The organism is Candidatus Atribacteria bacterium (assembly GCA_011056645.1).
GTDB classification, from domain to species: Bacteria; Atribacterota; Phoenicimicrobiia; order Phoenicimicrobiales; family Phoenicimicrobiaceae; genus Sediminicultor; species Sediminicultor quartus.
The window spans coordinates 1-12,558 of the sequence record DSEL01000016.1 but is presented as its reverse complement, the minus strand read 5'-3'; the positions used below and the strand labels follow the sequence as shown (position 1 = coordinate 12,558).

The 12,558-nt window shown below is 36.6% G+C and carries 11 protein-coding genes; all 11 read left to right on the top strand.

The window, feature by feature from the left end:
- The coding region (locus ENO17_00895; protein ID HER23615.1) for a saccharopine dehydrogenase at positions 1-937 on the top strand (937 nt) is incomplete at its 5' end.
- A gap of 449 nt (positions 938-1,386) precedes the next feature.
- Positions 1,387-2,631 carry a saccharopine dehydrogenase gene (locus ENO17_00890; protein ID HER23614.1) on the top strand — a complete coding sequence of 415 codons (1,245 nt, stop codon included), beginning with the start codon at positions 1,387-1,389 and terminating at the stop codon, positions 2,629-2,631.
- 166 nt (positions 2,632-2,797) lie between these two features.
- Complete coding sequence (locus ENO17_00885) at positions 2,798-4,099, top strand: GTPase (GenBank protein ID HER23613.1); 1,302 nt, start codon at positions 2,798-2,800, stop codon at positions 4,097-4,099.
- A 91-nt stretch (positions 4,100-4,190) separates the two neighbouring features.
- Positions 4,191-5,870: a Na+/H+ antiporter NhaC family protein gene (locus ENO17_00880; GenBank protein HER23612.1), complete on the top strand. Its 1,680-nt coding sequence runs from the start codon at positions 4,191-4,193 to the stop codon at positions 5,868-5,870.
- Positions 5,871-6,108: 238 nt separating this feature from the next.
- Positions 6,109-8,274: an aldehyde:ferredoxin oxidoreductase gene (locus ENO17_00875; GenBank protein HER23611.1), complete on the top strand. Its 2,166-nt coding sequence runs from the start codon at positions 6,109-6,111 to the stop codon at positions 8,272-8,274.
- Positions 8,271-8,468, top strand: a complete 198-nt coding sequence (thiS, locus tag ENO17_00870) for a sulfur carrier protein ThiS (protein ID HER23610.1) — start codon at positions 8,271-8,273, stop codon at positions 8,466-8,468. Before ENO17_00875 ends, thiS begins: the two co-directional genes overlap by 4 nt.
- A gap of 222 nt (positions 8,469-8,690) precedes the next feature.
- The gene (locus tag ENO17_00865; protein HER23609.1) at positions 8,691-9,191 is read left to right on the top strand and encodes an HTH domain-containing protein; all 501 of its coding nucleotides are present in this window, start codon (positions 8,691-8,693) and stop codon (positions 9,189-9,191) included.
- The gene (locus ENO17_00860; protein HER23608.1) at positions 9,188-9,418 is read left to right on the top strand and encodes a ferrous iron transport protein A; all 231 of its coding nucleotides are present in this window, start codon (positions 9,188-9,190) and stop codon (positions 9,416-9,418) included. The genes ENO17_00865 and ENO17_00860 overlap by 4 nt, the downstream gene beginning before the upstream one ends.
- Entirely contained in the window at positions 9,418-11,328 is a 1,911-nt protein-coding gene (feoB, locus tag ENO17_00855) for a ferrous iron transport protein B (protein ID HER23607.1), read from the top strand. The genes ENO17_00860 and feoB overlap by 1 nt, the downstream gene beginning before the upstream one ends.
- A 295-nt stretch (positions 11,329-11,623) precedes the next feature.
- Positions 11,624-12,106, top strand: a complete 483-nt coding sequence (locus ENO17_00850; GenBank protein HER23606.1) for a transcriptional repressor — start codon at positions 11,624-11,626, stop codon at positions 12,104-12,106.
- Between the two features lie 89 nt (positions 12,107-12,195).
- The coding region (locus ENO17_00845; protein ID HER23605.1) for a hypothetical protein at positions 12,196-12,558 on the top strand (363 nt) is incomplete at its 3' end.

The window sequence follows — 12,558 nt, the reverse complement described above, 5'->3', positions numbered from 1 at the left end:
TATCGTCATTGGCGCTGTCCCGGGTTTTTTAGGATTTAATATGTTACGATCGGTTATCGAAGCTGGTAAAAATGTGGTTGATATATCTTTTATGGCTGAGGATACTTTAAGTTTAGATGAACTAGCCAAAAAGAAAGGGATTACTGCCGTGGTGGATATGGGAGTTGCTCCCGGCATGAGTCATATGATTGTAGGTTATGTAGATAACCTGTTAGATGAAACCGAAAGTGCTACTATTTTGGTAGGAGGGCTTCCGGTGATAAGAGAATGGCCTTATGAGTATAAGATTGCTTGGTCTCCTAAAGATGTAATAGAAGAATATATAAGACCGGCAAGATTGATAGAAAACGGAAATATTGTAGAAAAACCTGCTCTTTCTGATTTGGAATTAGTTAATTTGCCCGAGATTGGTACTTTAGAAGCCTTTAATACTGATGGACTTCGTAGTCTGCTTTATACCACTAAAATTCCTTTTATGAAAGAAAAGACCTTACGTTATCCCGGTCATGTTGAAAAGATGCGGATGCTAAGAGAGACCGGATTTTTTAGTAGTACACCTATTGAAGCAGGAGGAGTAAAGATTAAACCGTTAGACCTTACCTCAAAATTAATCTTTCCCAAATGGGAATTAAAAGAAGGAGAGGGAGAATTAACGGTAATGAGAGTGGTGGTACAGGGTAAAAAGAATAAAAAAATTCTGCGTTACACTTATGACTTGATAGATTACTACGATAAAGAAGAAAAAGCTACTTCTATGTCCCGTGCTACCGGATTTCCCTGTGCGATTATGGCTAGATTGGTAGCTCAAGGAGAATTTAGATATCCCGGAATCTGTCCGCCGGAATATATTGGAAGAGAAGAAAAAATATATCAAAAAGTATTGGAAGAATTAGAGAAAAGAAATATCATCTATAAAGAAAAAATAATTGAGGTTTAACCTAATTAATCGACAAGTAGGCCAATGTAACAATAGGTAAATTATTAAGGAGGTGATAAATAGTTATTTAATAAAATAACAGATTAAAAATCAATATTAACTTGCATTGAAAGGTGTAAGGTAGAGGCGCGGACAATAATAAGTAAGAATGAAGGCTTAAGATTCATTTTGAAAGGTATTTCCGCCGAAGTAGAAAAGAGAACATAAAATCTTTTCTGCTGGGTTTATAGTGAATAACTATAAGACTGTCATCAAATCTGTCCCCGGATTTAGATGGAGCGCTACCATTCGGTAGAGTACTTCATTTAAGTTCGGGGAATAATAGGCAATTAATGAGGGCTCTATCATTAATTGCTTTTTTATTTGGTAGAAGTTTTCATATGATCTATTTTTTAAAAAACTAACTAACTAGTTTACGGTAATGTGAATAATAAAAGGAGACAAAGGATATGAAGGTATTAGTTTTTGGAGGTTCGGGGAAAATGGGTTCTGCTGTTGCCTGGGATTTAGCCCAAAATAGCACGGTCGGAGAAGTAGGGATTATTGGAATTACCGGTAGAAGAGGAGATACACTGGAAAAGACTAAAAAATGGATCAACAGCGATAAGATCGTGCTCCATACTATCGATGTCAACAATCGAAAAGAGACCATGAAATTAATGGAACAATATGATGTGGGTGCGATTGCCTTACCCAATAGAAAATGTAGCTATAAAGTAGTAGATATGGCTGTTGAGACCGGACTTAATACGGTAGATATTTTGGAAGAATATCATCGGAAACCGGATAAATACGAGGTTGAAGGGTTGGAAATTCCTAAGGGGATGACACTGGATGAATATGGAGAGTCACTTCATCAAAAGGCGATAAGAAATGGAGTTACTTTTATCGACGGAATGGGGTTTGCGCCCGGTTTAACCAATATTACCTTGGGTGAAGGCATAAAAAAAATGGACCAGGCAGATTCAGCTATTGCCAGATGCGGAGGAGTACCGGCTAAAGAATTTGCCAGAAATCATCCCTTGAAATATATGATTACCTGGGCTTTCGAGCATGTTTTAAGAGAATATATGATCAAGGTAGATGTCATTAAGAATGGTAAAATTGTAGAAGCGGAGGCAATGGACGATCTTGAAAAATTTCGATTTAATCAATTAGGAAAAGATGAAGAATTAGCCTGTGCTATTACCCCGGGGATGCCCAGTTTTCTCTATACCCGCCCACAACTTACAGAATGTGCAGAAAAGACTATTCGTTGGCCGGGTCATTGGGAAGGAGCAAGGGTGTTGAAAGAATGTGGTATGCTGGACGCTACTCCAAGGGAATTTAAAGGAATAAAAATATCTCCTCGCGAGTTCTTGTCTCACATCATGACCCCAGGACTCCGCTCTCGAAAAGGTGAAACCGATGTCTGTGTCATGTGGAATACTGTTATAGGGATAAAAGATGGACAGAAGATGAGGGCAGATTATTATATGTGGGAGGAGGCAGATACCGAACATGGAATCTCTGCCATGGGAAGAGTAACCGCTTTTCCGGAAGCCATTGCCGCGGTGATGTTAGGAAAAGGCGAGATAACTAAGAAGGGGATAGTAGCTCCTGAAGATGCAATAGAAGGAAAAATTTATGAAAACTTCTTGGAAGAGCTGAAGAGAAGAAAAATAAATATCCTGGAGATTGTCAAGAAGATATAATAGAAAGCTAAATAAAGTTTTAAGCGTGTTAGAGAGGGCATAAACCAAGATTGAATAAAAAATTTAAAAAAAATGATTAAAAAAAGAGGAATTTGAAAAGTTTTGTCGAATAAGTAATAATATTAAGAGGAGGTTTTTTAAAGTGAATAGAATTAAGGTTATTATCATGGGAGCTGCCGGAAGGGATTTTCATAATTTCAATGTATATTTTAAGGATAATTCAAATTACGAGATCGTTGCCTTTACCGCTACTCAAATCCCGGATATTGCGGGTAGAAAGTATCCTGCTGAATTATCCGGTCCTTTGTATCCCAAAGGCATTAACATATATGCGGAAGAGGAATTGCCCAATCTAATAAAAGAAAAAGAGGTCGATCAGGTAATTTTGGCCTATAGTGACCTTCCTCATCAGTATGTTATGGATAAAGCTTCAATCGTGTTGGCTCACGGAGCTGACTTCAGATTAATGGGACCGAAGAGTACTATGCTCAAATCCAATCTTCCTGTGGTATCTATTTGTGCGGTAAGAACCGGCTGTGGTAAAAGTCAGACTACTCGCAAAGTGTCGGACATATTGAAAAAGAAAGGATATAAAATCGCAGTGATCAGACACCCCATGCCTTATGGAGATTTAAGGGAGCAAATTTGGCAAAGATACGAAAATTATGCGGATTTGGACCGCTATCATTGTACTATTGAAGAGAGAGAAGAATATGAACCCCATCTGGATAGAGGCAACATCCTTTATGCCGGGGTAGATTATCAAGAAATATTAAAAAGAGCAGAAAAAGATGCAGATATAATTGTCTGGGATGGAGGGAATAACGACCTGCCTTTTTATAAGCCGGATCTACACATTGTAGTCACCGATCCCCTTCGAGCTGGTCACGAAATGACCTATTACCCCGGGGAAGCCAACCTCAGAATGGCGGATGTCGTGGTAATGAACAAAATAGATACTGCTGATTTAGACAAAATAAATCAGCTGAGAGAAAATATTTATCAACTTGCTCCTGAAGCAATTTTAATTGAAGCTGCCTCTCCCCTTACTATAGACCATCCGGAGCTTATCAGGGATAAAAGAGTATTAGTAGTTGAAGATGGTCCAACTTTAACTCATGGCGAGATGAAGTATGGTGCAGGGGTGGTAGCTGCTCAGAAATATGGGGCAAAAGAGATTATAGATCCCCGTCCTTATGCTATTGGTACCATCAAGGATACTTTTGCAAAATATCCGGGTATCGGGACACTATTGCCGGCAATGGGATATGGCGAAAAGCAGACACAAGAACTGGAAGATACTATAAATGCGGTTGATTGTGATATAGTAATTATTGGTACTCCTATTGATTTATCGCGAGTTATTAAGATCAGCCGGAAATCGATCAGAGTAAAGTATGAACTTCAAGAGATTGGTAAACCAAATTTAGAGGAAATCTTGGATCAAAAAATTAAAGATAGGGGGTGATATGGAAGGGTAGAAAGTAATCGATAAATTAATAGTAATTAAGGTTTTACAAAATTTTATTTTTTTGAATTAAGGAGGGTGAATTAAACAAATGTGTCAGTGGAACAAGTATAAGAGTTTATTATTATTGGTTTTGATGCTATTTATGTTCTTTATATTATCCGGAATGGCTTTTGCTGCTGAAGAAGAAGTAGAAAAAAGTTACGGATTTCTATCTCTATTACCACCGTTAGTTGCTATTGTTCTTTGTTTTTTAACTAAACAAGTTTTAGCTTCTCTATTCATCGGTATATGGATAGGTGCTACCATATTGACAGGCTGGAATCCCATAGGCGGAGTAACCAAAACCTTAGGATATATTGTAGAGAATGCAGCTGATAGTTGGAATGCTACTATCTTACTATTTGACTTTGCAATCGGTGGACTTATCGGTTTGATCTATCTTTCAGGCGGTGCTCAGGCTTTTGTTAAAAGTATAACTGATAAAGTAAAAAGTGCTCGTGGCGGACAATTCACCGCTTGGTTATTTGGATTAATAATTTTCTTTGATGATTATGCTAATACCGCTATAGTAGGCAATGCCTTTATGCCGGTAACCGATAAATTGGGGATTTCTCGAGAAAAATTTTCTTATATTGTTGATTCAACTGCTGCTCCGGTAGCTTCCTTAGCTCTAATTTCTACCTGGGTGGGCTATGAAGTGGGACTTATCGGTGATGCTATAGAAGGCACTTCGGTATCTTTAACTCCTTATACTATCTTTTTACAATCAATACCCTATCGATTCTATAGTATTTTTGCTATTATATTGGTCCTGGCCATTGCCTTATCTCAAAGAGATTATGGACCTATGTTAAAAGCTGAACACCGAACAAGGACCACTGGTAAAGTCTTTGCAGACGGAGCAATTCCGCTTTCTGGTGGGAGTAAATTAAAAGTATTAGAAAACGTACCCCAAAAAACTGTTAATATGGTGGTTCCTATTATAGTCCTGGTAGCAGTCAGTATGTTTGGTATGTGGTGGACTGGTGGAGGCACTTCTGCCGAATCATTTACCTCTGCAATTTCAGATGCCGATGCTATGACTGCCCTTTTATGGGGAGCAATGTTTGCTGTGATTACAGCTATTATCATGTATAAAGCTCAGAAAATCGGTACCTTAGCTGATATGATGGATGCCTTTATAGATGGAGCCAAGATGATGGTTCTGGCTAATTTAATCCTAATTTCTGCCTGGTCAATAGGTAGTGTTTGTGATAGTATAGGGACTGCTCCTTATGTGGTAAATGCTGCTAAAGGGATTATTTCTCCAGTTTTGTTGCCCATGGTGATGTTTCTAATCTGTAATGTAATTTCCTTTTCTACGGGTACTTCCTGGGGGACTATGGCTATAGCTATGCCCATTGCTATTCCCTTATCTTTAGCTTTAGGCGTACCTTTACCTTTGGGAGTATCTGCGGTACTCACCGGTTCGGTTATGGGAGACCATTGTTCGCCGCTTTCTGATACCACTATTATGTCTTCTATGTTTTCCGGCTCTGATCATATTGACCATGTTAAGACCCAGATACCTTATTCCCTCACTGCTGCCGGAGTCGCCGTATTAGGTTACATTTTGGCCGGAAATGGTATGTCACTAGGTTTGGTATTGCCCTTAGGATTAATATTGGTAGTAATTCTACTTTACCTATTTTCATCAATATCCGCAAAATCTGCCGGAATTTCCTTCCCTTTGCCCGAGCTTAAGGTGAAGGAAGTAAAAGAAGTTTAAAAAATATTTAATTTTGCATTGAATCATTCAAAATGAGGCCATCTTGCCTTGATTTTAAAAAAGGTATGATGGCTTCATTTAGTGTCATGTGATTTGGTTTGATAAACACAATTATTGGTATTAGTATCTGTAAAGAATTATAAATCAAGACAGTTTAGTTTGAATTAAAGTAGTTTTTTAGTAAGTGGATTTTAAGAATTCATGATTTTTATATGAATTAATGAAGGAGAAAGGATTAATGTTTAAAGGAAGCGAAGAGAATCAAAAATTACTGGCCTCATTTGATTTTAAGCCGGGAAAAGTAGAAAAGGGTTATACTGATAGACGTTTATATATTGACCTTTCAGAAAATAAGATCGAAGAAAAATCCATTGACCCCAAGATTAAGGAAACCTTTACTGGAGGGCGTGGTTATGGTATATGGTATTTGTGGGACACTGTTTCCTCAAAGACAAGATGGAATGACCCTGAAAATGAAATAATATTCTGTACCGGACCTATTTGCGGGGTTACTCAATATTCCGGAACGGGTAAAACGCACGTAGTCACTCTTTCACCGGAGACCGGAACAGTTAATGATAATAATGTGGGAGGATATCTTGCTCCTTTCTTGAAGTTTTCCGGTTGGGATCTTTTGGAAATTAAAGGTAAAGCCAAAGAAGATGTGGTTATTTTTATTGATGGAAATAAGGGAAAAGTTATTATTGAAGAGGTTCCGGGAATGAATTCAGATACTTATTTACTGATCGAAAAACTAACTGAAAGATATGCTGCTGATGAAAAAGATAAAAGAAATCTTAGTATTGTATCTTCTGGAAGAGGAGCAGAACATACTAATTTGGGAATTCTAAATATCAGCTGGTATGATGTACGTCGCAAGAAAGTTCGGATTAAACAAGCGGGTCGCGGTGGAACGGGTAGCGTTTTCCGAGATAAGAAAATTTTAGCAATTGTTACCAAGTATACCGGAGTAAATGCAGGTTCCAACCAGGCAGCTAACCCCGAACTTGTTGCAAAAGCCGGAAAAAGATTGACCAAAGAAATATTAGAGTTAGATCATATTCAAAATGGAATGCGAGAAATAGGGACGGTTAATTTGTTAGATCATATGCAGAATTATAATTGCTTACCTGTCCATAATTTTAAATTTGGTTCCCACCAGGAGGCTAATAAAATTGATGCTAAAATATGGCACGAGCGCATGACGCAGAATCAGGCGGGTGATTCCTGTTGGATGGGGTGCGCCCTGCGTTGTTCTCATGCAGTAGATGGATTTGAATTAACTACCGGACCTTTAAAGGGGCAAAAAGTTTTAGTAGACGGACCGGAGTATGAAACAACTGCCGGATTTGGAGGAAATTGCGGATGTTTTGACCCCGATTTTATCCTGGAAGCCAATTTTTATTGTGATAATTATGGGATAGATACTATCGGAGTAAGTACTACGATAGCCTTTCTTATGGAGTGTTATGAAAATAATTTTCTTAATAAAGAAATTACCGGGGGTTTAGAACTTAACTTTGGAAATAGGAAAGCAGTTTTAGAATTAATTCATCAGATGTCTGAAGGAAAAGGATTTGGTAAAATTGCGGGATTAGGCATCAGACAGATAAAAAAAATATTAGTATCGAAATATGGTGCAGATGAAAAATTTTTACAGGATATCGGTATGGAATGTAAAGGCATGGAATTTTCTGAATATGTCACCAAAGAATCTTTGGCCCAACAGGGAGGATATGGAATTGCCAACAAGGGACCTCAACACGATGAGTCCTGGCTTATTTTTATGGACCAGGTTAATAACCAGATTCCCACTTTCGAAGACAAAGCCGAAGCACTCCATTATTTTCCTTTATTCCGGACCTGGTTTTCTGTTGTCGGTCTCTGTAAATTACCCTGGAATGATATCGAGCCGGAAAATAATAAACAGAAATATCATGGAATGGAAGCAGCAAAAGTTCCTGAACACGTGGAGAACTACTGCTGGCTTTTTGAGGGAATTACCGGCATACCTATTAGCCCTGAAGAATTAATTTTACAATCAGAAAGAGTTCATAACCTACAGAGGTTATTTAATCTGAAGATGGGTTTTGGAACACGAGAATATGATAGAATTCCTTATCGGGCAATGGGGCCGGTTACCTCGGAAGAATATGAATCTCGAGAAGAACTTTACGACCAACAATTGCAAGAGATCATTCATTTTGACATCAAGGAAAAAACAACCGAGGAGAAGGTAAAGGCTCTTCGAAATTACCGGGAAGAACAGTATCAGAAACTTTGCAATGCAGTTTATAAGCGAAGAGGATGGGATTCTAATGGTGTACCTACTTTGGAAAATATTCAAAAATTGAAGATAAATTTTCCGGAAGTGACGGAGCTGCTAAGAAAGTATAAATTATGATTAAAGTAAACGGAAGAGATAAGAAATGGGAAGAAAATATAACGGTTGCTCTTTTGCTGGAGAAGTGTAAGTATACCTTTCCTTTAATAATGGTGAAAGTTAATGGTAAATATATTCCCAGGGAAAAATATAAAGCTACTACAATTATTGATGGAGACGATATTCAAGTAATCCATTCTATTGCCGGAGGTTAAATCACTAAGGATTTTTATATCAATTAAATTTGCTTTAATTATTTTAGATTCTTAAAAGCAGAAGGTTAAAACCTTCTGCTTTTTCTTTTATGTCTTGCCTATTGCAATTTTCCTAAAGTGGTGATATTATTAAACAAAAGTTAGGGATACCTAATAAAGGTAGGGATATAAAATAGCTTTACCTAAGATAAAAAATATTTATAAAGGGGAAGCAAAAACTAAATGACTACCCGAAATGTGGAAGATTATCTGGAAACTATATGGAATTTACAGGATAAAAAAGGATATGTTAAAGCAAAAGATATTGCAGAAAGATTAGAGATAAGCCGTCCCAGTGTATCCGGGATGATTAGAAAATTATCAGAAAATAGTTATATATTGTACGAAAGATACGGGGGGATTGTATTGACAAAAAAAGGTAAAAAATTAGCCCAGGAGATCAAAGAGCGCCATACTTTATTGGTAGATTTTTTAAAGATTATCGGCGTTGATGAACAAAATGCTCAAACTGATGCTTGCAAGTTAGAGCATGACATTTCACCGGAAACCATAAATTGTCTGCTTAAATTTGTAGAATTTATTAGTTTATTACCAGAAAGCTCCGAGTGGAAAGAAAATTTTCAAGAATGTTTAGAAAGAAAAGGATTGCTAGAAGTAAGCAGTAAAAAAAGGAAAATTGCAAAGAAAAAAATATTGAAGGAGAGAGAGAATAAAAAGATATGAGCATTACTTTGGATTCAATAAGCGAAAATCAAAAAGTAAAAGTTATGAGTATTTCTGGGGGGTGGGGAATAAGGCAACGCTTAAGTTGTTTAGGTATTCATCCCGGAGACCTAATAACTGTAAAAAGGAGCGCTATAATGCGAGGTCCTATTTTAATCAGCGTCCATGGGAATCAGGTTGCTTTGGGAAGAGGAGTAGCAGGGAAAATAATAGTGGAGGCAGACTAATGAAAATCGCTCTTATGGGGCAGCCTAATTCAGGAAAAAGCACCATCTTTAATCATGTAGCCGGATATAAAGCGGTAACCTCTAATTTTCCGGGAAAGACTGTAACCTATAATCTAACCAAATTTAATCTTTTTGGTAAGGCTTTAGAGTTAGTGGATTTACCGGGAACATATTCTTTAACCTCATTTGACCTAGCTGAGCTTGAAGCCAGAAAATACTTGCTAAATGGTAATGTTGATGCGGTTATAAACGTTGTTGACGCTTCACTTCTTAGTAGAAGTTTAGAGCTTACCCTTCAACTCTTGGAGCTTAAATTACCGATGGTGATATGTCTTAACATGATTGATGAAGCTGAACGTAAAGGAATCAGAATTGATATTGAAAAGTTATCTAAAATATTAGGCGTTCCAGTTGTACCGGTAATTGCGGTAAAAGGAAAGGGAATAAAAGAGCTTTTTTCAACAGCCTATAAGATGGGAGGAAAAAAGAAAATAACTAAAACTCTGAACTTTAGTAAAGATGTTGAGGAAGTTATCGAGAAATTATTCGCACAAATTAAAGAGAAACAGATCAGTAAAGAATTTAATGTACCGGAACGATTTTTGGCTATTAAATATTTAGAGAATGATCATTATTTTATGGAAAATTTTAAAAGTAGAGATAAAAAAAATTTTAAAGAGATTAATTACTTTCAAAATTTGCTTGAAGAAGTTCACGGCAGACCTTCTGATGTAGTTATTTCCTCTGAGCGGCATCATTTATCGATGAATATTTATGAATCTGTAGTTTCACTTACTAAGCCCCATATAAGTTTAATAGATTATCTGGATAATATCTTAATGCATCCACTTTTGGGGTATATTTCTTTAGGTCTAATTTTTTACTTATTTTTTAATTTAATTTTTGGTGTTGGGAAAATAGTAGAAGAACCATTATTGGATTATTTTTATAAGCTAATTCCTTTACTAGGAAAAAGCATCGATTCAGGTACACTATTATTTTCAATAATGAGTGGTATTATCCAAGGATTAGCCGGCGGGATAGCTATTGTCTTGCCTTATTTGTTCCCATTTTTATTTGGTTTAGCTATTTTAGAAGATTTAGGTTATCTGCCACGCATAGCTTTCCTCTTAGATGCGTTTTTACATAAGATTGGTTTACACGGTAAAGCAATTATACCTTTTATATTAGGCTATGGCTGTACTGTTCCGGCTATCATGGCTACCAGAATTTTGGAATCGAAAAGAGACCGTTTTATTGCCTCCGTGCTGACTACCATGATTCCCTGTGCTGCGCGAATGACTATAATATTTGCATTGGTGGCTTTTTACATTAGCCCTCAAGCAGCTTTGGCTATTTATATTTTAAATATTATGGTAATTATCATATCAGGAAAGATATTATCTCGCTTGCTGCCAGAGATAACCCCGGGAATGATCTTAGAAATCCCGGCTTATCATATTCCTTCTATAAAAGTTGCATTAGCCAAGACCTGGCTCAGAATGAAAGAATTTATATTTGTGGCCTGGCCTTTACTTATTGCGGGCAGTACAATTTTAAGTTTATTACAATATTATAAAGCAGATATGCTTATAAATAATCTTTTTTCTCCTCTAACCTCTCTCCTCGGTCTCCCTTTCGTGGTGGGCACTACTCTGATATTCGGTATTCTTCGTAAAGAACTTTCTATGTTAATGTTAATTCAGGCTATAGGAACTTCTAATGTCGCCGCAGTAATGTCTACAACTCAAATTATGACCTTTACTATCTTTGTAATTTTTTATGTTCCCTGTATTGCGACCGTTGCGGTTCTATGGAAAGAAATTGGAAGTAAGCGAACGTTATTTGCTATGGCTTTTACTTTTGTTTTTGCTGTTCTTTTAGCAACCATTACGCGATTTGTATATTAAAGAACAGTATCGCGTGTCGAGGATACGGAATTTTTACCATATTATAATTTAGTATTTTTTGAGTTTTAATTTTTTCACATGATACGCAATACGATCTGCTAATTACTGCTAAACAATACTAATATAATCGGTAGATAGATAGATTAGCAAATTGGAAGATTTTAAATATTTTAGATTTTGAATTACGATATTTAATTTTTACTTTACTAAACTTTGCTTAACAACATTTGACAAAAGAATTTTTTTAGTATAGTATATTAATGAAAATCATTATCAATAAGAGAGGACCAATTTTATGCCAGGAAGATGGGGTAAAGGACCAGCAAAGTGGTGGCACGGTGAATTTAGAGGGTGTGGTTATAGAATTACTATCCCGCGGCAAATCATTTTACAGGTCTTGGATGAATCTAAAGGACATCTCAGCGCAGAAGATATATATTTAGAAGTGCATAATATTTATCCGGCTATCGGCCTTACCACTGTTTACCGTACCTTGGAGTTATTAGTTAATATGGGCTTAATCTACAAATTTGATTTTGGTGATGGACGAGCAAGATATGAATTATTGGCTCGTGGGACCAAGGAAGCATCACACCACCATCATCTAATATGTACTAAATGTGGCCGGATAATTGATTATACAGATTTTATAGATGAAGAAATAGAGTTACTAAAAAAAACAGAAAAGGGACTTTCTAAAAAATATAATTTTGAAATTAAAAATCACACTATTCAATTTTATGGAATGTGTAATAAATGTTCAGATGAAGAAAAATAGATAAATTTTTTTAGTAGATTTTATTGAAAATGATTACCATTGTAATAAAATCTTTTAAAAAAAATAAAAATAGAAAGGAGATGAAAAATATGCCAAGAGGAGATGGAACTGGACCAGGGGGATTAGGTCCCATGACCGGAAGAGCAACCGGATATTGTGCTGGTTATTCAGTAGCGGGGTTTATGAATCCTTACGTAGGCAGACCAGGTTTAGGTTTCGGTTATGGTAGAGGATTCGGTAGAGGATTAGGAAGAGGTTATGGCAGAGGATTTAGATTTGGGTATGCTTATCCTATATCTTATGTTCCTCCAGTATATGGTGGCGGTGGGTTTTATCAGCCTCCTGCAGAACCTAAACAGGAGATGGAGATGTTAGCCGAAGAAGCAAAATATCTAAAAGAACAACTTGAAGAAATTAATAAACGCATCACAGAATTGGAAAAAAGCGAAAAG